At 70.0% G+C, this 20,362-nt stretch carries 23 protein-coding genes; 18 read left to right on the forward strand and 5 right to left on the reverse strand.

Annotated features, from left to right (window positions below):
* Positions 1 to 103: 103 nt before the first annotated feature.
* Genes purB through EDF33_RS04805 form a run of 3 tightly spaced genes read right to left on the reverse strand, consistent with a single transcriptional unit; the run spans position 104 to position 2,444 of the window.
* A complete protein-coding gene (gene purB / locus EDF33_RS04795) occupies positions 104 to 1,489 on the reverse strand; it encodes an adenylosuccinate lyase (protein ID WP_123672158.1) in 1,386 nt (461 codons plus the stop codon).
* On the reverse strand, positions 1,486 to 1,998 hold the full coding sequence (locus EDF33_RS04800; protein ID WP_123293449.1) for a low molecular weight protein-tyrosine-phosphatase: 513 nt from the start codon (positions 1,996 to 1,998) through the stop codon (positions 1,486 to 1,488). Before EDF33_RS04800 ends, purB begins: the two co-directional genes overlap by 4 nt.
* Positions 1,999 to 2,045: 47 nt before the next feature.
* A complete protein-coding gene (locus EDF33_RS04805) occupies positions 2,046 to 2,444 on the reverse strand; it encodes a phage holin family protein (protein ID WP_123293450.1) in 399 nt (132 codons plus the stop codon).
* Positions 2,445 to 2,494: 50 nt separating this feature from the next.
* Between EDF33_RS04805 and EDF33_RS04810 the strand changes: the two genes are divergently transcribed.
* The 6 genes from EDF33_RS04810 to EDF33_RS04835 all read left to right on the forward strand — a co-directional run bounded on the left by EDF33_RS04810 (position 2,495) and on the right by EDF33_RS04835 (position 9,042).
* On the forward strand, positions 2,495 to 3,574 hold the full coding sequence (locus tag EDF33_RS04810) for a histidinol-phosphate transaminase (protein ID WP_132099417.1): 1,080 nt from the start codon (positions 2,495 to 2,497) through the stop codon (positions 3,572 to 3,574).
* Between the two features lie 23 nt (positions 3,575 to 3,597).
* Positions 3,598 to 4,734: a thiamine pyrophosphate-dependent dehydrogenase E1 component subunit alpha gene (locus tag EDF33_RS04815; RefSeq protein ID WP_111087051.1), complete on the forward strand. Its 1,137-nt coding sequence runs from the start codon at positions 3,598 to 3,600 to the stop codon at positions 4,732 to 4,734.
* Between the two features lie 86 nt (positions 4,735 to 4,820).
* Positions 4,821 to 5,780 carry an alpha-ketoacid dehydrogenase subunit beta gene (locus tag EDF33_RS04820; RefSeq protein WP_111087054.1) on the forward strand — a complete coding sequence of 320 codons (960 nt, stop codon included), beginning with the start codon at positions 4,821 to 4,823 and terminating at the stop codon, positions 5,778 to 5,780.
* Between the two features lie 46 nt (positions 5,781 to 5,826).
* On the forward strand, positions 5,827 to 7,437 hold the full coding sequence (locus EDF33_RS04825) for a dihydrolipoamide acetyltransferase family protein (RefSeq protein ID WP_132099418.1): 1,611 nt from the start codon (positions 5,827 to 5,829) through the stop codon (positions 7,435 to 7,437).
* Between the two features lie 159 nt (positions 7,438 to 7,596).
* Positions 7,597 to 8,178, forward strand: coding sequence for a GNAT family N-acetyltransferase (locus tag EDF33_RS04830; RefSeq protein ID WP_165901144.1), 582 nt, complete (start codon positions 7,597 to 7,599; stop codon positions 8,176 to 8,178).
* Positions 8,179 to 8,307: 129 nt separating this feature from the next.
* Positions 8,308 to 9,042 carry a GntR family transcriptional regulator gene (locus EDF33_RS04835; protein WP_123293453.1) on the forward strand — a complete coding sequence of 245 codons (735 nt, stop codon included), beginning with the start codon at positions 8,308 to 8,310 and terminating at the stop codon, positions 9,040 to 9,042.
* Between the two features lie 98 nt (positions 9,043 to 9,140).
* Here EDF33_RS04835 and EDF33_RS04840 read toward each other — a convergent pair whose 3' ends face one another.
* Together EDF33_RS04840 and EDF33_RS04845 are read right to left on the reverse strand one after the other, a co-directional pair.
* Positions 9,141 to 9,593: a glucose PTS transporter subunit IIA gene (locus tag EDF33_RS04840; RefSeq protein ID WP_132099419.1), complete on the reverse strand. Its 453-nt coding sequence runs from the start codon at positions 9,591 to 9,593 to the stop codon at positions 9,141 to 9,143.
* Positions 9,590 to 9,826 carry a PTS transporter subunit EIIB gene (locus EDF33_RS04845; RefSeq protein ID WP_071293232.1) on the reverse strand — a complete coding sequence of 79 codons (237 nt, stop codon included), beginning with the start codon at positions 9,824 to 9,826 and terminating at the stop codon, positions 9,590 to 9,592. Before EDF33_RS04845 ends, EDF33_RS04840 begins: the two co-directional genes overlap by 4 nt.
* A 178-nt stretch (positions 9,827 to 10,004) precedes the next feature.
* Here EDF33_RS04845 and EDF33_RS04850 point away from each other — a divergent pair, with 178 nt between their 5' ends.
* From EDF33_RS04850 to EDF33_RS04905, 12 genes are all read left to right on the forward strand, one after another.
* On the forward strand, positions 10,005 to 11,270 hold the full coding sequence (locus EDF33_RS04850; RefSeq protein ID WP_123672150.1) for a PTS transporter subunit EIIC: 1,266 nt from the start codon (positions 10,005 to 10,007) through the stop codon (positions 11,268 to 11,270).
* A 127-nt stretch (positions 11,271 to 11,397) separates the two neighbouring features.
* The gene (locus tag EDF33_RS04855; protein WP_132099420.1) at positions 11,398 to 12,309 is read left to right on the forward strand and encodes a zinc ABC transporter substrate-binding protein; all 912 of its coding nucleotides are present in this window, start codon (positions 11,398 to 11,400) and stop codon (positions 12,307 to 12,309) included.
* Positions 12,310 to 12,356: 47 nt separating this feature from the next.
* Positions 12,357 to 13,202 carry an ATP-binding cassette domain-containing protein gene (locus EDF33_RS04860; RefSeq protein WP_123293829.1) on the forward strand — a complete coding sequence of 282 codons (846 nt, stop codon included), beginning with the start codon at positions 12,357 to 12,359 and terminating at the stop codon, positions 13,200 to 13,202.
* Complete coding sequence (locus EDF33_RS04865; protein ID WP_243649777.1) at positions 13,202 to 14,173, forward strand: metal ABC transporter permease; 972 nt, start codon at positions 13,202 to 13,204, stop codon at positions 14,171 to 14,173. The genes EDF33_RS04860 and EDF33_RS04865 overlap by 1 nt, the downstream gene beginning before the upstream one ends.
* A complete protein-coding gene (locus EDF33_RS04870) occupies positions 14,170 to 14,613 on the forward strand; it encodes a transcriptional repressor (protein WP_132099421.1) in 444 nt (147 codons plus the stop codon). Before EDF33_RS04865 ends, EDF33_RS04870 begins: the two co-directional genes overlap by 4 nt.
* A gap of 10 nt (positions 14,614 to 14,623) precedes the next feature.
* The gene (locus EDF33_RS04875) at positions 14,624 to 15,316 is read left to right on the forward strand and encodes an alpha/beta hydrolase (RefSeq protein WP_132099422.1); all 693 of its coding nucleotides are present in this window, start codon (positions 14,624 to 14,626) and stop codon (positions 15,314 to 15,316) included.
* A gap of 230 nt (positions 15,317 to 15,546) precedes the next feature.
* Positions 15,547 to 15,783, forward strand: coding sequence for a 50S ribosomal protein L28 (gene rpmB / locus EDF33_RS04880; protein WP_111085377.1), 237 nt, complete (start codon positions 15,547 to 15,549; stop codon positions 15,781 to 15,783).
* Positions 15,783 to 15,953, forward strand: coding sequence for a 50S ribosomal protein L33 (gene rpmG, locus EDF33_RS04885; RefSeq protein WP_017886456.1), 171 nt, complete (start codon positions 15,783 to 15,785; stop codon positions 15,951 to 15,953). Before rpmB ends, rpmG begins: the two co-directional genes overlap by 1 nt.
* A gap of 2 nt (positions 15,954 to 15,955) precedes the next feature.
* Positions 15,956 to 16,261, forward strand: a complete 306-nt coding sequence (gene rpsN, locus EDF33_RS04890; RefSeq protein WP_111085378.1) for a 30S ribosomal protein S14 — start codon at positions 15,956 to 15,958, stop codon at positions 16,259 to 16,261.
* 278 nt (positions 16,262 to 16,539) lie between these two features.
* Complete coding sequence (locus EDF33_RS04895) at positions 16,540 to 16,827, forward strand: HU family DNA-binding protein (RefSeq protein ID WP_111085379.1); 288 nt, start codon at positions 16,540 to 16,542, stop codon at positions 16,825 to 16,827.
* Between the two features lie 209 nt (positions 16,828 to 17,036).
* Entirely contained in the window at positions 17,037 to 18,974 is a 1,938-nt protein-coding gene (locus EDF33_RS04900; RefSeq protein ID WP_132099423.1) for a cytochrome c oxidase assembly protein, read from the forward strand.
* On the forward strand, positions 18,971 to 20,302 hold the full coding sequence (locus tag EDF33_RS04905; protein ID WP_132099424.1) for an AAA family ATPase: 1,332 nt from the start codon (positions 18,971 to 18,973) through the stop codon (positions 20,300 to 20,302). Before EDF33_RS04900 ends, EDF33_RS04905 begins: the two co-directional genes overlap by 4 nt.
* The last annotated feature ends 60 nt before the right edge of the window (positions 20,303 to 20,362 follow it).

Raw genomic sequence — 20,362 nt, forward strand, 5'->3', positions numbered from 1 at the left:
CGCCCCCGTGCTGAGACGATGCTCAGCGGAACGAACCTATCGACTTCATGAGGATTCCGCACCCCTTTGGGGCACAGGGTTCACATCGTGCAGGTGAACAGCGTCAGACGTCGAGGTGGTCGACCAGCTCGTCCGCCAGGCCCGTGTACGTCGCCGGCGTCAGGTTCGTCAGCCGGGCCTTCGCGCCGTCCGAGATGTCCAGGCCGTTCACGAACACGATGAGGTCCTGCTGGGTCACCCGCTTGCCGCGGGTGAGGTCCTTGAGCATCGCGTAGGGGTCCTCGATGTTCGACTGCCCGGCGGTGACCTCGGCACGGATGACCGTCTGGATCGCCTCGGCGAGGACCTCCCAGTTGTGGTCGAGGTCGTCGGCGAGCTTGGCCTCGTTCACCGAGATCTCGCCCAGGCCGCGGCGCAGGTTGTCGAGCGCGAGCAGCGAGTGCCCGAACGCGACGCCGATGTTCCGCTGCGTGGTCGAGTCGGTCAGGTCGCGCTGCAGACGGCTCGTCACCAGGGTCTCGGACAGGGTGGAGAACAGCGCCGACGAGATCTCGAGGTTCGCCTCGGCGTTCTCGAACTTGATCGGGTTGATCTTGTGCGGCATCGTCGACGAGCCGGTGGCACCGGCGACCGGGATCTGCGTGAAGTACCCCATCGAGATGTAGGTCCACACGTCGGTCGCCAGGTTGTGCAGGATGCGGTTGGCGTGCCGGATCCGGTCGTACAGCTCGGCCTGCCAGTCGTGCGACTCGATCTGCGTGGTGAGCGGGTTCCAGGTCAGCCCGAGGCCCTCGACGAACTCGCGCGACAGCGTCGGCCAGTCGGCCTCGGGGTCGGCGGCGAGGTGGGCCGAGAAGGTGCCGGTCGCGCCGGAGAACTTGCCGAGGTACTCGCCGCCCTCGATCTGGGCCAGGACGCGCTCGAGCCGGTAGACGACGACCGCGAGCTCCTTGCCGAGCGTCGACGGCGTCGCGGGCTGCCCGTGGGTGTGGGAGAGCATCGGGACGGCGCGCAGCTCGACCGCGAGGGTCCGCAGCTTCTCGAGCACGGCACGGTACGCCGGCAGCCAGACCTGGTCGACGGTGTCGCGCACGGTCAGGGCGTACGACAGGTTGTTGACGTCCTCGCTCGTGGCGGCGAAGTGGGTCAGCTCGGCGATCGCGTCCAGCCCGAGCTCCGAGAGCCGGCGGCGGACGAAGTACTCGACGGCCTTGACGTCGTGGCGGGTCGTCGCCTCGATCTCGGCGAGTTCGGCGATCTGGTCGTGGCCGAAGGTCTCCACGATGCGCCGGAGTGCGGCCTTGTCGTCGACGCTGAGCGGCGAGGTGGTGAACATCGCGTGGTCGGTCAGGAAGACCAGCCACTCGACCTCGACCACGATGCGCGCACGGTTGAGCCCGGCCTCGGAGAGGTGCTCGCCCACCGTGTGCACGATCGGGTAGTAGCGCCCGTCGAGCGGGCTGATCGGCTGCGGGGGAAGGGGGGTCATGGGGCTCCCTGACGGACGGCCGGCTCGAGCTGGTGGAAGAGCGCCCGGCAGGCCCGTTCGACGGTCGAGAGCACTCGGTCGAACTCGTGCCGGTCCGCGTAGTACGGGTCCGGCACGTCGGTCTGCTGGGGCCAGGCGTCGTCGTACCGCAGCAGGAGCGTCACCTTGGCGGAGTCGTCCATGGTCGGTGCCCACGATCGCAGGACGCGTTCGTGGGAGCGGTCGAGTGCGACCACCAGATCGAGGTCCGGGAACCGGTCCGGGTCGAACTGACGGGCGCGATGCCTGCTGCCATCGTATCCGCGTGCCGCGAGGGCTGCGATCGTGCGCTCGTCGGCCGGTTCGCCGACGTGCCAGTCACCGGTGCCGGCCGACTCGACGTGGAAGCGCTCGGCGAGCCCGGCGTCCGCGGCGATCTGCGCGAAGACGACGCCGGCCATCGGGGACCGGCAGATGTTGCCACTGCAGACGAACGAGACGCGGAACGGGGCGTCGACGTCCGGGGCCATGGTCACATCATGACGCAGGGAGGTGTCCTCCGCGAGGTCCGTCCGCGTCACGCCCGCTGGCGGTTCAGCACCGGACGGACGAACAGCCCGATCAGCCAGGCGAAGACGGCGAGCACGAAGGCCCCGACGATGCCCCAGCCGAACGACTCGACCTCGAGCCCGAAGCCGAACGCGTCCGAGATGCCCGCGACGATGAGCAGCAGGACCGCGTTCACGATGAAGGAGATCAGCCCGAGGGTCAGGATGTAGATCGGGAACGCCACGATCCGGATCAGCGTGCCGATCACGGCGTTGACGAGCCCGAACACGAAGGCCACGAGCAGGTAGGTGAGCACGGTCGCCGTGGTCCCGCCGTCGCCGAACGCGGTGACGGAGACGCCGCTGACGATGAGCGTGGTGAGCCAGAGGGCCACGGCGTTGACGACGAGGCGGACGAGGAATCGCATGCACCCATGATGCCCTCCGGTCCCCGCGCACGTGCCGGTAGCCTGAACCGGTGACTGACGAGCGTGTGCACATCCGGCCCGAGATCGCCGTCCTCCCCGCCTACAAGCAGGGACGCCAGGCCGCCGACGACGCCTTCAAGCTGTCCAGCAACGAGAACCCGTTCCCACCGCTCCCCGGGGTGGTCCAGGCCGTGCAGGCGCAGACCGCGTTCAACCGCTACCCGGACGCCACCGCCCTGGCCGTCCGTGCCGCGCTCGCGAACCGCTTCGGACTGACCGCCGACGAGGTGCACGTCGCACCCGGCAGCGTCGCGATCCTGCACGAGCTCGCCCGCGCGACCTCCGGCCCGGGCGACGAGATCGTCTACGCCTGGCGGTCGTTCGAGGCCTACCCCGGCGTCGTCACCGTCGCGGGTGCCACGAGCGTGCAGGTGCCGAACCGGCCGGACGGCGGCCACGACCTCGACGCGATGGCCGCCGCCGTCACCGACCGCACCCGCATGGTGATCGTGTGCACGCCGAACAACCCGACCGGCCCGATCGTGACCGAGTCCGAGTTCGCGTCCTTCATGGCCGCGGTGCCGCAGTCCGTGCTGGTCGTGCTCGACGAGGCATACGCCGAGTTCGCCACCGACGAGGCCGCCGTGCACGGACACCCGTTGCTGGCCCGCTACCCGAACCTGGTCGTCCTCCGGACATTCTCGAAGGCGTACGGTCTCGCCGGGCTGCGCGTCGGCTACGCCCTCGGCCCGGTGTACGTGCTCGAGGCGGTCCGCGCGTGCGCGATCCCCCTCTCCGTCACGGCCCAGGGGCAGGCGGCCGCACTGGCCAGCCTGGAACGCGAGGGCGAACTGCTCGAGCGGGTCTCCGAGATCGCCGCGCTGCGGGACCGCATCGTCACCGAGCTCCGCGAGCAGGGGTGGGCCGTGCCGGACGCCCAGGGCAACTTCGTCTGGCTGCCGACGGGGGACCGCACGGTCGCTGCGGTCGCCGCCTTCGAGGATGCCGGCATCATCGTGCGGGCCTTCCCGCCGGAGGGCATCCGCATCTCGATCGGCGAGCACGAGGCTGTGGAAACGCTCCTCGAAACGGCCCGCTCGCTTGTGGGGGACCTCCAGGTGGCCGACTGATGCCTGCCGCTACGCTGGCCCGCATGTCATTCCGCGCCGCGGCTCCCGCGACGACCACCGTCCGGCTCCTCGACCCCGAGGGTCGGTTCGTGGAGTCCGACGAGAACGCCGAGTTCGCCGCCGCCGCGCGGGCGATCCCCGACGAGACCCTGCTGGCGATGCACCGCCGCATGGTCCTCACCCGACGGTTCGACCACGCCGGCCACAACCTGCAGCGCACCGGCCAGCTCGGCCTCTGGGTGCCGAGTCACGGGCAGGAAGCGGCGCAGACCGGTTCCGCGTTCGCCCTGCGCGCCCAGGACCACGTCTTCCCCTCGTACCGCGAGCACGCCGTCACGATGCAGCGCGGTGTCGAGCCGATGGAGATCATCGCGATGTACCGCGGGCAGACCCACGGTGGATGGGACCCGGACCAGCGCGGCAACACGCACATCTCCACCCTGGTGATCGGCTCGCAGACCCTGCACGCCACGGGCTACGCGCTCGGCCAGAAGCTCGACGGCGACGTCGGCACGGGCGACCCCGACCGTGACGCCTGCTCCATCGTCTACTTCGGCGACGGCGCGACGAGCCAGGGCGACGTGAACGAGGCGTACGTGTTCTCGGCGTCCACCAAGGCCCCCGTCGTCTTCTTCCTGCAGAACAACCACTGGGCGATCTCGGTGCCGGTGTCGGTACAGTCCCCGACGCCGCTCGTCGACCGTCCCCGCGGCTTCGGGATCCCGAGCGTGCTGATCGACGGCAACGACATCCTCGCCTCGTACACGGCCTCCGTCGTCGCCACCGACCACGCCCGCAGCGGTCAGGGTCCGGCCTTCATCGAGGCCGACACCTACCGCATCGGTGCGCACACCAGCTCGGACGACCCGAGCCGGTACCGTGCCGACGGCGAACTCGAGGACTGGGTCCGCCGCGACCCGATCGTCCGCTCCGAGGCGTACCTGCGCTCGAAGGGCGCGACGGACGAGCAGTTCGCCGCGTTCGACGAAGAGGGCGAGGACATCGCCGCCGACGTCCGCCGCCGCACCGTGGCGCTGACCCCGCCGTCCGTCGACGTCATGTTCGACAACGTCTACCGCGAGCCGCACCCGCTGGTCGCCGAGCAGAAGGCCTGGCTCGAACAGTACGAGGCCGGCTTCGAAGGGGGCGCCCACGCATGAGCACCACCGAGCAGCTCTTCGACTACACGCTGCGCTCCCACCCGGGCGCCGGCGAGGTCCCGAGCGACCCCACCCCGACCCTGCCGATGGCGAAGGCCCTCAACGCCGGGCTCGCTGCGGCGATGCAGGCCGACGACAAGGTCCTGCTGATGGGCGAGGACATCGGCCAGCTCGGCGGCGTCTTCCGCATCACCGAGGGCCTGCAGGACCGGTTCGGCCCCGAGCGCGTGCGGGACACCCCGCTCGCCGAGGCCGGCATCATCGGCACCGCGATCGGCCTCGCCCTGCGCGGCTACCGCCCGGTCGTCGAGATCCAGTTCGACGGCTTCGTGTGGCCCGGCTTCGACCAGATCACCTCGCAGCTCGCGAAGATGGCGAACCGGCTGCCGGCGCACATGTCGCTGCCCGTCGTCATCCGCATCCCCTACGGCGGCCACATCGGCGCCGTGGAGCACCACCAGGAGTCGCCCGAGGCGTACTTCGCGCACACCCCCGGTCTGCGCGTGGTCAGCCCGAGCACCCCGAACGACGCCTACTGGATGATCCAAGAGGCCATCGCCTCGAAGGACCCGGTCGTCTTCCTCGAGCCGAAGTCGCGCTACTGGCCCAAGGGCCAGGTCGACCTCGTCGACGGGCACGTCCCGATGCACACCACGCGTGTGGCACGCACCGGCACTGAGGTCACCCTCGTCGGCCACGGTGCGATGGTCGCGACCCTCATGCAGGCCGCCGAGCTCGCCGAGTCCGAGGGCACGAGCTGCGAGGTCATCGACCTCCGCTCGATCTCGCCCATCGACTGGGACCCGATCCTCACCTCGGTCCGCAAGACCGGTCGCCTCGTCATCGCGCAAGAGGCGTCCGGCTTCGTCAGTGTCGGCAGCGAGATCGCCGCCACCGTCGCCGAGAAGGCGTTCTACACGATGCAGGCGCCGCCGCTGCGGGTGTCCGGGTTCGACATCCCGTTCCCGGTCTCGAAGCTGGAGCACCTGCACCTGCCGGACGCCGACCGCGTCCTCGAGGCCGTCGACCGCGCCCTCGCGTACTGATCCAGCTCGACTGACCCAACTCGTCCGAACGCCGAAGGAGCCGTAAGTGGCCGTCGCCGAATTCCCCCTGCCCGACGTGGGCGAAGGCCTCACCGAGGCCGAGATCGTGCAGTGGCGCGTCGCGATCGGGGACGAGATCACCGTCGACCAGGTCCTGGTCGAGATCGAGACCGCGAAGTCGCTCGTCGAGCTGCCGTCGCCGTTCGCCGGCACCGTCACGGGGCTGCTCGTGTCCGAGGGCGACACGGTCGAGGTCGGCAAGCCGATCATCCGTGTCGAGTCCGACGCGTCGGTCGCGTCCGGTGCGCCGGTCGCGGCTCCGGCAGCCCCGGCCGTCCAGTCGGGAGGCCCGGCACCGGTCGCCGACAGCGTCCCGACCTCGCCCGTGGTCGCCCCGACCCCGCCGGCAGCGCCCGCCCCGGTGGCTCCGGTCGCGCAGACCCAGCCCGCCCCCGCGGCGGCCCCGGCACCTGCTGCTGCACCTGCTCCCGTCGTCGCTGCCGCGCCCACAGCTCCACCGGCAGCACCGGTGCAGCCCGTCGCCGACAGCGCCTCCGTCGTCGGGACGGACGAGTCCTCCGGCGCCGTCCTCGTCGGCTACGGCTCGGCGACCTCGTCGCCGTCGCGTCGCAAGCCGGGCGCCCGCCGGGCCGCAGCCCTCGCGGCCGAGGCGAGCCGTGCCTCCAGTGTGGATGCGCAAGCAGCGGCCGAAGCGGCCAGCGATCCCGGTGAGGACACCACCGCCGAGGCGATCGCCGGTCTGGCCTCCGCGCCCGCGCGCAAGCAGACCCTCGCGACCAACGTGCTCGCGAAGCCGCCGATCCGGAAGCTCGCGAAGGACCTCGGTGTCGAGCTGACCGAGATCGTCGCGACCGGGTTCGCCGGCGAGGTCACCCGCGACGACGTCATCCGGCACGCGAAGCAGGCCAGCGTCTTCCGCAACATCGAGACGCCCGAGTGGGGCGAGGTGCGCAGCGAGACGATCCCGGTCAAGGGCGTCCGCAAGGCCATCGCGACCGCGATGACCACCTCGGCGTTCACCGCACCGCACGTGTCGCTGTTCGTCGACGTCGACGCGACCCACACGATGGAGTTCGTCAAGCGGCTCAAGGCGTCGCCGACGTTCGCCGGCGTCAAGGTCTCGCCACTGCTCATCGTGGCGAAGGCCGTCATCTGGGCCGTCCGCCGCAACCGTTCGGTGAACTCCACCTGGACCGATCGCGAGATCATCGTCCACCACTTCGTGAACCTCGGCATCGCCGCAGCGACCCCGCGCGGGCTCATCGTGCCGAACATCAAGGACGCGCAGGACATGTCGTTGCTCGAGCTGGCGCAGGCGCTCGAGGAACTCACCCTCACCGCCCGTGACGGCAAGACGACGCCGAAGCAGATGGCGAACGGCACGGTCTCGATCACGAACATCGGCGTGTTCGGCATGGACACCGGCACCCCGATCCTCAACCCGGGCGAGGTCGCGATCGTCGCCATGGGCACGATCAAGCCGAAACCGTGGGTCGTCGACGGCGAGGTCCGCTTGCGCATGGTGACGACCATCGGCGCCTCGTTCGACCACCGGGTCGTCGACGGTGACGTGGCGTCGCGCTTCGTGCACGACGTGGCCTCGGTGCTCGAGGAGCCGGCGCTCCTGCTCGACTGAGCGGCGTTCAGGGGCCGGCGCGTCGGTCGTTCCGCTTCGTGAGCAGAAATGGTCGGGTGGCTTCGAGCCACTCGACCATTTCTGCTCACCATCTGCGGCCTTCCGCAAACGTCGCGTGGTGTTCACACGGATGTCGGTGGTGCGGGGGATGATCGGGGCATGGTCCACCAGCTCCTGACCCCCTCGCAGGAGATCCGAACGGATCGCCTCCTGCTCACCCCGCTCACGCCGGCCGACATCGACGACGTGCACGCGGTGTTCGCCGACGCCCGCACCTGGCAGCACCTGCCGAGCGGACGGCACGTCGCCCGGAGCTCGAGCGTGGACCTGGTGCAGCGGAAGATCGGTGGTCGGGCCCGACACGGACTCGGTTCGTGGGCCGTCCGCACGGCTGCAGACCACGCGTTCGTCGGGGTCGGCGGGGTCGACATGACCGCCGGTGGGGTGTGGAACCTCGGCTACCGGCTGGCTCCCGCCGCCTGGGGGCAGGGCTTCGCGTCCGAGATCGCCCTCGCTGCCGTGCGCGCTGCTGCCGAGACCGCGCCGGACGTCCCCGTGACGGGTCGCGTGCTCACGAACAACCCGGCGTCGGCTGCGGTGCTCCGTCGGGCCGGGCTGTCACTCGTGTGGCAGGGGGCTCCCGGGGTGCAGACGTCCTCCGCCGCGGGGGTCGAGGGGCAGGTCTGGACCGACCGGCTGCTCTCCGACGAACAGTTCGCCTGGCTCGTCCGCAACGCCTGAACCCTCCCGCCGGTCCACGCGGAACGTCACGCACGTTGGCGTTCCGAGGTCGACTCGCTACTGTGATGGGAACTGGTCATGTCCGCGCATGACCACCACCCAGGACCAGCAACGGAGCACGAGGGACGCATGACGAGCCGCATCACCGAGGGTGCCGAACCGAAGCACCAGCAGTTGCGGCGCATCCTGCTCGACCTCGCCACCGCGCGCCTGGCCCCCGGCGCCGCGATCCCGTCCGAACGCCAGCTCATCGCCGAGTACGGCGTCTCACGGATCACCGTGCGCGAAGCCCTCGGGCAGCTCGTCAACGAGGGCTACCTGGAGCGTGTGCGCGGCAAGGGCACCTTCGTGGCGCACCGCCCCGTGCAGTCGACGCTGCACCTCGCGTCGTTCACCGAGGAGATGCGCGCGATGGGCCACGTCCCGACGACGGTGGTCCTGGTGCGCGAGGAACGTGTGCCGCCGAGTGACACCGTGGCGGCGCTGCGGCTCGACGCCGAGGTGTCGGCCTTCCACGTGAAGCGACTCCGGATGGCGGACGGCGCTCCGGTGTCGATCGACGACGCTTGGCTCGTGGCCGATGCGTTCCCGGGGCTGCTCGACCACGACCTGTCCGGGTCGGTGTACTCGATCATCGCGAACGAGTACGGCACGCCGATCGACCGGGCACAGCAGACGGTGGCCGCGAACCCGGCCGCCGACGACGTCGCGACCCTGCTCGGCACGAAGACCGGGGCCCCGGTGCTCGAGTTCGACCGGGTGTCGTACGCGGGGGAGCGCCCCGTGGAGCACACCCGCAGCTGGTACCGCTCGGACCGCTACCGGGTGCAGATGGAGGTCACCGCGACCCCGGCGGTCGCGTAGTCCGGCACGAACGCGAAAGCGACTGTGTGCCGCGAGCAGTTCGCGGTACACAGTCGCTTCGGCGGGAAGGACCGGGGAAGAACCGGGGTGCGCCCGGGTCAGACCTCGAACAGGGTGTCACCGTCGAGCACCGAGGTGCCCACCGTGCCCTGGTCGACGGTGTCCGGCGCCCAGCCGAGCACCACGACCGGGCAGATCGGCGAGTAGCCGGCGGCCGAGATCACCGAGGGGGTGAACCGGACGACGGGGTCGCCGGCCGTGACCGTCGAGCCCTCGGTGGCGAGGAGCTCGAAGCCCTCGCCCGACAGCTTCACGGTGTCGATGCCGACGTGCACGAGGACGTCCGTGCCCGCCGAGCCCTGCAGGGCGAACGCGTGCGGGTGCAGCTTCACGATGGTGCCGTCGACCGGGGCCACCGCGGTGACCGCGCCCTCGACGCCCGTCGGGTCGACGGCCACACCGGCGCCGACGAGCTGGCCGGCGAACACCGGGTCCGGCACGTCAGCGAGGGCGACGACCGGGCCGGCGAACGGCGTGCGGACCGCCGTCACAGTTCGTCCTGGATGTCCTGCGCGAGGTTGTCGGCGATGGTGCCGACGATGACCTGCCAGCCGGTGCCGCCGCCGACGACGGCCTGGGCGCCCGCAGCCTGCAGCGCGGCCTTGTCGACGAGGTCGCCGTCCTCCACCTCGACACGGAGGCGCGTGATGCAGCCCTCGACCTCTTCGATGTTGTCGGCACCGCCGAGCGCGGCGATGATGTCGGCTGCCTTGATGTCGGCCATCGTTTCCTCCTCGTTAAGGGTTTTCGTACCAGGTTGACACGGGACCGGTCTCGGTTCAGACTACGGAACTGGTCATGACCGGACAGGACCGGACCTGGCGACACCGCCGAGGTTACCTGCGCTGGCTGCACGACTCAACTCACCCCGACAGCTCCACCCAATGACGAGAGGACCTCCGATGAGCGCCACCACTGCCACGGACGTGCCGGAGAAGAAGAAGCCGAAGAAGCAGTCCCGGCTGTTCGCGCAAGCCCAGCGCCTCGGACGGAGCCTGCTCCTGCCGATCGCGGTCATGCCCGCCGCGGGCATCCTGCTGCGCCTCGGCCAGTCCGACATGCTCGGCGCGATCCCCGGCTTCGAGCAGGGCGCGACGATCATCGCCGCCGCGGGCAACGGTGTGTTCACCTGGCTGCCGCTGCTCTTCGCGGTCGGCATCGCGATCGGGTGGGCGAAGAAGTCGGACGGCACGACCGCGCTCGCGGCCGTCGTCGGCTACATGGTCATGTACCAGGTGTTCGCGGCGATGTCGCCGATCGTCCTGGCCGGGGTGAAGGACGCCAACGGCGACCAGGCCACCATCAACTTCGGTGTCCTCGGCGGCATCGTGATGGGCCTCGTCTCGGCGGTCATGTGGGAGAAGTTCCACCGCACGAAGATGCCCGACTTCCTCGGGTTCTTCTCCGGCCGTCGCCTCGTCCCGATCCTGACCGCGGTCGCTGGTCTGGTCATCGCCGTCCTGATGTCCTTCGTGTACCGCTACTTCGACATCGCGCTGACCGCCGCCGGCCAGGCCGTGGCCGACAACGCCGTCATCGGTGGCGGCATCTTCGGGTTCGTCAACCGCATGCTCATCCCGATCGGGCTGCACCAGCTGCTCAACTTCTTCCCGTGGTTCCAGCTCGGCAGTTTCACTTCGGGCGGGGTCACCTACCACGGCGACATCGCGCGCTTCCTCGCCGGTGACCCGACCGCCGGCATCTTCCAGGCCGGCTTCTTCCCGATCATGATGTTCGCGCTGCCGGCCGGTGCGCTCGCCATCTGGCGCAACGCCAAGCCGCAGAACCGCAAGCTCGTCGGCGGCATCATGCTCTCGGCCGCCCTCACCTCGTTCGTGACCGGTATCACCGAGCCGCTCGAGTACTCGTTCATGTTCGTGGCGTTCCCGCTGTACATCATCCACGCGGTGCTCACCGGGACGTCGCTGGCGCTGGTCAACGCACTCGGGATCCACGACGGGTTCTCGTTCTCGGCCGGTGCGATCGACTACGTGCTGAACTTCGGCAAGGCGGACGGAGCGATCTGGCTCATCCCGATCGGCCTCGGCTACGCGGTCGTGTACTACTTCCTGTTCAGTTTCGTGATCAAGAAGTGGAACCTCCGCACGCCCGGGCGTGAAGAGGACACGATCGCCGAGAACACGATCGACGCGGCCACCAAGCCGTAGACGTCACCACGTGACGGACAGGAGGCGCGGTGCCAGCTGGCTCCGCGCCTCCTGTCCGTCTGTCGTCACCACCAGAGCGCTGATACCGGTTTTGACAATCGTTATCAGCAAGCGCTACCGTCGGAGCATGCACAACCGCCTCCTCGCCCTCCCGCTCGTCGCCGGCGCCGCCGCGCTCGCCCTGACGGGCTGCGCGACCTCCTCGGCCTCGGGCAACGCCAGCAGCGACGGGAAGATCGCCGTCGTCGCCTCGACCAACGTCTACGGCTCGATCGTCCAGTCGATCGGCGGCGACCAGGTGTCGGTCACGAGCATCCTGAACGACCCCTCGCAGGACCCGCACTCGTTCGAGTCGAGCGCCCGCACCCAGCTCGCGGTGTCGAAGGCCGACCTGCTCATCGAGAACGGCGGCGGGTACGACGACTTCATGACCACGCTCGCCGACGCCTCGGACACCAAGGCCGACACCATCAACGTCGTGAAGCTCTCGGGCTTGGACAAGGGTGGCGACGCCGAGTTCAACGAGCACGTGTTCTACAGCTACCCGACGATGGTGAAGCTGGTCGACGACGTCACGAAGCGCCTGTCCGCGCTCGACGCGGGCGACAAGACCACGTTCGAGAAGAACGCCGACGCGCTCACGACGAAACTCGAGGGCCTCGAGTCCCAGACCGCCGACTTGAAGAAGACGTACGACGGCGAGGAGGTGGCGTACACCGAGCCGGTGCCGGGCTACCTCTTCGACGCGATCGGTCTCGACAACGTCACCCCCGAAGCGTTCTCCGAGGCGATCGAGGAGGGCGACGACGTCCCGCCGGCAGCCCTCAAGGACACCCTCGCGCTGTTCAGTGGCAAGAGCGTGGAGCTGCTCGCCTACAACGACCAGACCTCGAGTGCCGAGACCGAACAGGTCAAGAAGGCCGCCGACCAGAACGACGTCCCGGTGGTCGGTGTCACGGAGACGCTCCCCAAGGGGCAGGATTACGTCTCGTGGCAGCAGGCGAACATCGACGCGGTGCAGGCGGCGCTCCAGAAGTGACGACCTCGACCGCAGCAGCGACGACCGACAGCCCGGCGACCACCTCGGTGGACGACCGGGCTGCGGCCCGTCCGGTCCTGGCCCTGCGCGACGCCGGGCTGTCCTTCGGCGAACGGAAGCTCTGGGGACACCTGGACCTGGACATCGCGCCGGGGGAGTTCGTCGCGGTCCTCGGCCCGAACGGCGCCGGGAAGACCTCGCTCCTGCGCACGGTGCTCGGGCAGCAGCGCCTGACGAGCGGCACGATGTCGTTCCTCGGCCAGCCCGTCCGTCGTGGGCACCGGAAGATCGGCTACATCCCGCAGCAGCGACTCATGGAGGCCGGCACCCCCCTGCGCGCGCGGGACATGATCGCGCAGGGTGTGACGGGCCACCGGTGGGGCGTCCTGCCGACGTCGAAGGCCGACCGCGCCCGCATCGACCGCATCCTCGACGAGGTCGGCGCCACCGCGTTCGCGGACGCCCCGGTGGCCGAGCTGTCCGGCGGCGAGCAGCAGCGCACCCGCGTCGGTCAGGCCATCGCCGCCGACCCGGCACTGCTGCTGTGCGACGAACCCCTCATCTCACTCGATCTGCGGCACCAGCGGGGCGTCACCGAGCTCATCGACCGGCAGCGTCGGCAGCAGGGTGCCGCGGTGCTCTTCGTGACGCACGACGTGAACCCGATCCTCGACGTCGTCGACCGGGTTCTCTACATTGCCGGCGGCCGGTTCCGGATCGGTTCCCCCGACGAGGTCCTGCGCGCCGACGTGCTGAGCGACCTGTACGGCACCCCCGTCGACGTCGTCCGCACGATGGGCCGCATCGTCATCGTCGGCGCGAACGACGCGCACGACCACCACCACGGCGAGGTCGACCCGCACGCCCCGGCGTCGGACGAAGGGCGGATCTGATGGACGTCCTGTCGACGGTCTTCTCGTTCCAGGACTACGGCGAGCTCGTGGCCCTGGTGCAGAACTCGATCTGGGCCGGCGCGGTGCTCGGCATCGTCGGCGGGCTCATCGGCCCGTTCGTCGTCGCCCGGAACATGCCCTTCGCGGTGCACGGCATCTCGGAGCTGTCCTTCGCCGGCGCGAGCGCGTCCCTGCTGCTCGGTGTCAACGTCGTCACGGGCTCGCTCGTCGGGTCGGTGATCGCGGCGCTGCTCATCGGGGTGCTCGGCTCGAGGGCGCGTGACCGCAACTCGATCATCGCCGTGCTCATGCCGTTCGGTCTCGGGCTCGGCATTCTCTGCCTGGCGCTCTACAAGGGACGTGCGGCCAACAAGTTCGGGCTGCTCACCGGCCAGATCGTGTCGGTGGACAACCCGCAGCTGACGTTCCTCATCGTCATCGCCGCCATCGTGGTCGCGACCCTGCTCGTCATCTGGCGGCCGCTGATGTTCGCGTCCGTCGACCCCGACGTCGCCGCGGCCGCCGGTGTCCCGGTGCGGACGCTCGCGATCGTGTTCATGCTCGTCCTCGGCCTGGCCACCGCGGTGTCGGTGCAGATCGTCGGCGCCCTGCTCGTGCTGTCGCTGCTCGTCACCCCGGCCGCTGCGGCACTGCGGCTCAGCTCGCACCCGGTCGTGGTGCCGGTGCTGTCCACGGTGTTCGCCGTGGTGTCGGTCGTCGGTGGCATCCTGCTGGCACTCGGCGGCGGACTGCCGATCAGCCCCTACGTGACGACCATCTCGTTCGCGATCTGGGTGGTCTGTCGGATCGTCGGGGCCCGGCGCGACCGCCGTGGACGCGACCGGGTCGTCCGCCGCGACCAGCGTGGCGGGGGCACACCGGGCCTCCCGTCCGGAACGAACGGAACCGGAACCGGAGCCGGAACCGGTTCCGGAACGTCAGCCGAAACGAAGGTGGGTGCACCAGCATGAACGCCGTGCAGAAGGTCAAGCGGAACACGTGGCAGCGCGAAGCGGTGCGCGGTGCCCTCGACTCCACCGAGGGGTTCGTCAGCGCGCAGGCGCTGCACCAGCACCTGCGGGACGAGGGCACGACCATCGGCCTCGCCACCGTCTACCGGGCGCTCGCCGACCTGGCGACCGAGGGTGACGCCGACTCGTTGCAGCAGGACGGCGAATCGCTGTACCGGGCGTGCACGACGGACGCGCACCACCACCACCTGATCTGCCGGAACTGCGGCCGGACCGTCGAGATCGAGGCGGACCCCGTCGAGCAGTGGGCGCAGGACGTCGCCGCCGCCAACGGGTTCACGAACGCCAGCCACGTCGTCGACATCTTCGGCGAGTGCGCGGTGTGCACGGCATCTGCCGCTGCAGCCGGACCGCGGACCGGCGACGCCGACGGCGAGTAGCGTCCGCGCCATGCACGTCATCCTGGTCCCCGGGTTCTGGCTCGATGCGAGCGCGTGGGACGACGTCGCCCCGGTGCTGCTGCAGGCGGGCCACACGGTCGAGGCGATCACCCGCGACGGCGACACGCTCGACGAGCAGGTCGCGGCGCTCGTGGAGCGCCTGGACGACGTCGCCAGCCCGGACGAGCCCGTCGTGCTCGCCGGACACTCGGGCGCCGGACCGATCGCGTACATGGCCGCCGACCAGCGGCCCTCGCTCGTCGCACACCTGCTCTACGTCGACACGTTCCCCGGTCCCGCCGGCGGCTGCGTGAACGACGAGCTGCCCGTGGTCGACGGTGTGGTGCCGCTGCCGTCGTGGGACGTCTGGGAGCCGGCCACGGTGCGCGGGATGACGCCGGCGTTGCGGGAGTCCTTCGAGCACCGCGCGATCCCGGAGCCGGCCGCCGTGCCGTCCGACCGGTTCCACTACGCCGACGCCGCCCGGCACACGATCCCCGCGACGGTGATCACCTGCGAGATCCCGGCGACCGAGCTCGCGACGATGGTGGCCGACCACCAGACCTGGGCCGCGGAACTCGTCGCGACCGAGGAACTCAGCATCGTCGGACTCGAGACCGGACACTGGCCGATGTTCACGGCGCCGCTCGAACTCGGGGAGCTCATGGTGCGTGCGCTTGCGACACGCCCGGAGCTCGCGTAAGCTCTTCCCTTGGTCCTCCACGTCCGCGTGGTGGACCCGTTGTTCCAAGCCCTCCGACCGTCGCGAACGCCGCGGTCGCGTGGTGTCCGTTCCCCCTTCGACAGGGGCTGCGGGCCTGGGCGGTGTGCACAACCCCCTCGCATGCACCACTCCGGTGGTCCTGCGCGTGCGCACCAGGCAAGTGAACTTGGGTGCGGCCGTCCGGTCGCACGGTACCTCAGGAGGAAACCATGGCAGCAGTGTGCCAGGTGACCGGCGCCGTTCCCGGCTTCGGTCACAACATCTCGCACTCGCACCGCCGGACGAAGCGCCGCTTCGACCCGAACGTGCAGAAGAAGACGTACTACGTGCCGTCGCTGCGTCGCAACGTGACGCTCAACGTCAGCGCTAAGGGCATCAAGGTCATCGACGCGCGGGGCATCGAGTCCGTCGTCAAGGACGTCCTCGCCCGTGGGGAGAAGATCTGATGGCGAAAAAGGGTCAGGACATCCGTCCGATCATCAAGCTCCGCTCGACGGCGGGCACCGGGTTCACGTACGTGACCAAGAAGAACCGTCGGAACAACCCCGACCGTCTCGTGCTGAAGAAGTACGACCCGGTGATCCGCAAGCACGTCGACTTCCGTGAGGAGCGCTAAGCATGGCGAAGAAGAGCAAGATCGCGAAGAACAACCAGCGTGCCGTCATCATCGCGCGCTACGCCGAGCGTCGTCTCGAGCTGAAGAAGGCCCTCGTGGACCCGAACGGCTCCGACGAGTCGCGTGAGGCCGCTCGCGTGGGCCTGCAGAAGCTGCCCCGCGACGCATCCCCGATCCGCTACCGCAACCGCGACGCGATCGACGGCCGCCCCCGTGGCCACCTGGGTGAGTTCGGCATCAGCCGTGTCCGCTTCCGCGACATGGCCCACCGTGGAGAGCTCCCCGGCATCACGAAGAGCTCCTGGTAAGCACTCGCAGTACCCGACGCCCCGTCACCTCCTGGTGGCGGGGCGTTCGCTGTGTCCGGGGTACAAGGGCGCCTCAGGGGTCACATCTGCCCCGTTGGACCCGCGACAAGCCCGGAAATCCGGGCGAGTCGGCTGAAAACGTCCGATGTGGCTGGTAGGTTCAACTCCGGTTCCGCCGGGCCCTCGGCCCACTGGCACCGTGGCACGGGGCAACCGCTCCGGGCGCCGGACGGCACGTCCGTCCGACCGATACTGCAAGAAGTCCGAGGAGGACATCCATGGCTGACAAGTCACTGAACCGCACCGAGCTCGTCGCTGCCGTCGCCGCCGAGTCCGGCCAGAGCCAGGCCACCGTCAACGGCGTCGTCGACGCGCTCTTCAGCGTCGTCTCGTCGTCCGTCGCGGACGGCACGAAGGTCACGATCCCCGGTTGGATCGCCTTCGAGAAGACGCACCGCGCCGCCCGCACCGGCCGCAACCCGCAGACGGGTGAGGCCATCGAGATCGCCGCGAGCGACTCGGTCAAGGTCAGCGCCGGCTCGAAGCTCAAGGCTGCGGTCAAGTAAGACTGTTCCGCGCATCGGGAGGGACGGCTTCGGCCGTCCCTTTCGTCGTTTCCAGGGTGCGTTCGGTGCGTCGGGTCGCGTTCGTCGGGTCGCGTCGCGTCGTGTCGGGTCGCGTTCGTCGCGCTGCGTCGACCGGGAGGCCCGTGCCGGTTCCCACAGGTCGGCCCGGCCGGTTCGGTGGCCGGGTGGGCACCGCCTAGGCTTGACGGGTGAATCGGATCGCGCGCATCGCCGGTCCCGCCGTGCTCCTGCTCGTCGGGTTCGTGGCGCTGCTCACGGCACTCGTCATCGGCGGTGGTGCGAACGCAGCGCTGATCGCCGACCCCGGTGCCCTGGTCCGTTTCGGTCTGCCGATCTCCCGGTTGGTCGTGGACCTGTCCGCCGCCGCGACGATCGGCGGCCTCGCGCTGGCCACCGTCGGACTCTCGCGCTCCGGGCCGGAGTGGAACCGCGCCATCGACGTCGCGGCCGCCGCCAGCGGGCTCTGGACGGTGTCGTCCGCGGTCACCACCTTCTTCACGTTCCTGAGCGTCGCCGGCTCGAAGATCAGCATCGATGAGCAGTTCGGCCAGTCGATGGGCGTGTTCCTCACCGGCACGGACCTCGGGCTCGCCTGGCTCGTGACGGTGCTCGTCGCCGCCGCCGTCACGGTGCTCTGCTTCGCCGTCCGTTCCCGGGGCATGGTCGCCCTGACCGCCGGTGTCTCGATGATCGGCCTCATCCCGCTCGCACAGCAGGGCCACGCCGCCGGCACCGCGAGCCACGACGCCGCCGTGACCGCGCTCGGGCTGCACCTGGTCGGCGCCGCGCTCTGGGTCGGTGGCCTGACCATGCTCGTGCTCCTGCGCGGCGTGCTGCCCGGTGACCGCCTGGCCGTGGTCGTCGCGCGGTACTCGAGCATCGCGCTCGGGTGCTTCGTGCTCGTGGCGGTGTCGGGTGTCGCCTCGGCGCAGATCCGCGTGGGCGCCCTCTCGAACCTGTTCACGCCGTACGGAACCCTGGTGCTGGTCAAGATCGGCGCGATCGTCGCCATCGGGCTCCTGGGTGTCGTGCAGCGTCGGCGTGCGATCCGCTCCCTGACCGAGGCGCCGGCACGGCACCGCCCGTTCTGGACCCTGATCGTGGTCGAGCTCGCCGTGATGGGCGTCGCATCGGGCTTCGCCGCGGCGCTCGGACGCACGGCCACCCCGGTCGACCAGATCGCGCTGAGCAAGACGACCGACCCGAGCCCCGCCGAGCTGCTCACCGACGACCTGCTGCCGCACGCGCCCGGGGCCTGGGGCTGGCTGACGCAGTGGAACATCGACCTGTTCTGGCTGATGGCCGCCGTGCTGCTCGCTGCGACCTACGCGGCCGGTGTCGTGCGCCTGCGCCGCGCCGGGGTCCACTGGCCGGTGCGCCGTTCGGTGGCGGCGGCCCTCGCGATCATCTCGCTCGTGGTCGCGACGTCCGGTTCGCTGCACCAGTACGACCGGTTCCTGGTGTCGGCGAACGTCGGCGCGCACGTGCTGCTCGGCCTGGTGGTGCCGGCGCTGGTGTGGGCGGCGGCTCCCGTCGTGCTCATCCGGGCCGCGGTGCACCCGCGCGACGACGACAGCACCGGGGTGCGCGAGTGGACCGGTGTGCTGGTCGACAACGCCGCGGTCCGCTACCTGGTGCAGCCCTTCCCGGCGTTCCTGCTCGCCGCAGCGGTGTGGTGGGCGTACTTCGCCACCGATGCCGTCCGGTGGTCGGTGAGCGACTCCACGGGGCGCACGGTCATCGACGTGGGCTTCCTGCTCGTCGGGCTCCTGGCGATGCCGACGCTCTTCACACCGGTCGCGGCCGGCCAGCAGTACCCGACCCGCGCAGCAGCGATCGTCCGGATCGTCGGGGCCGCGGTCGTCGCCGCCGGAGCGGTGTCGCTCGGCGTCGCGATGCGCGGGCCGCTCGGACTGCTGCAGGCGTCGTGGTTCGGGGCGATGGGGCGGACGTGGGGCCCCGATCCGCTCGTCGACCAGGCCCGTGGCGGGCTCGTGCTCGTGGTCGCCGGGGTGCTGCTCCTGGTGGCCGTCGTCGTGGTGGTGCTCGTGCAGCTGCGGCGCGCTGGATCGGCGGCGCGCACGCTCGGAGTGGACGCGCAGACCCTCGAGCAGGACGCACGATGAGCGTCGAGCTCAGCGACGAGCAGCGGGCCGTCTTCGAGTACATCGAGCACACCCGCGACCACGTCTTCATCACCGGTCGTGCCGGCACGGGCAAGTCGACCCTGCTCAACCACCTGTCGTGGAACACCGAGAAGCAGGTCGTGATCTGCGCACCGACCGGGGTTGCAGCCCTGAACGTCGGTGGCCAGACGATCCACTCGTTGTTCCGCCTGCCGATCGGCCTCATCGCCGATGCCGAGCTGCGCCAGGGACCGGACACCCGCAAGCTCCTGAACACCATCGACACCCTGGTCATCGACGAGGTCTCGATGGTGAACGCCGACCTGCTCGACGGGATGGACCGCTCGCTCCGCAAGGCCCGCGGGCGGCAGTTCGAGGCGTTCGGCGGTGTCCAGGTGGTCATGTTCGGCGACCCGTACCAGTTGCCGCCGGTCCCGGGTGGTGCCGACGAACGCGCCTACTTCACCGACCACTACCGGTCGATGTGGTTCTTCGATGCCAAGGTCTGGCTCGAGGCGGAGCTGAACATCATCGAGCTCGCCACCGTGCACCGCCAGCGCGACGACGCCTTCGCCGCCATGCTCACGGCGGTGCGGCACGGCCGGGTGACCGCCGAGATCGCCGACCAGCTGAACACCGCGGGCGCACGGCCCTCGCCCGACGACGCCATCACCCTCGCCACCCGGAACGACACGGTCGCGCGCATCAACAAGGCGGCGCTCGAACGGTTGCCCGGCAAGGTGAAGACCGCGAAGGCCGACGTCAACGGCGACTTCGGCGGGCGGAACTTCCCGGCCGACGAAGCCCTCGAGCTCAAGCCCGGCGCGCACGTGATGTTCCTGCGCAACGACGCCGACCAGCGGTGGGTGAACGGGACGCTCGGCATCGTCACGGCGATCCGCGACACGGTGTGGGTCGACGTCGACGGAGAGTCGTTCGAGGTCCAGCCGTCGGTGTGGGAGAAGTTCAAGTACTCCTACGACGCCGACAAGAAGGAACTCAAGAAGGACACCGTCGGTGAGTTCCAGCAGTTCCCGTTGCGGCTCGCCTGGGCGGTGACGATCCACAAGTCCCAGGGCAGCACCTACGACCGCGCGGTGGTCGACCTGGGCAACCGGGTGTTCAGCGCCGGACAGACGTACGTCGCGCTGTCACGCCTGACGTCGCTCGAGGGGCTGTACCTGACCCGGCCGCTGCGGCCGCAGGACATCATCGTCGACACGGACGTCCGGCGCTTCATGTCCGAGGCGCCACGCATCGTCGCGACGGCACTCGAGGCCCGGAAGTCGGAGCCTGCGCCGGACCCCGACTCCGACGACGACGCCTGACGCACACACGACGACGCCCGCCTGCCGGAGCGGCAGACGGGCGTCGGGGAGCGTGTCGGT

This window comes from Curtobacterium sp. PhB146 (assembly GCF_004342995.1).
In the GTDB taxonomy this organism is placed as follows: domain Bacteria; phylum Actinomycetota; class Actinomycetes; order Actinomycetales; family Microbacteriaceae; genus Curtobacterium.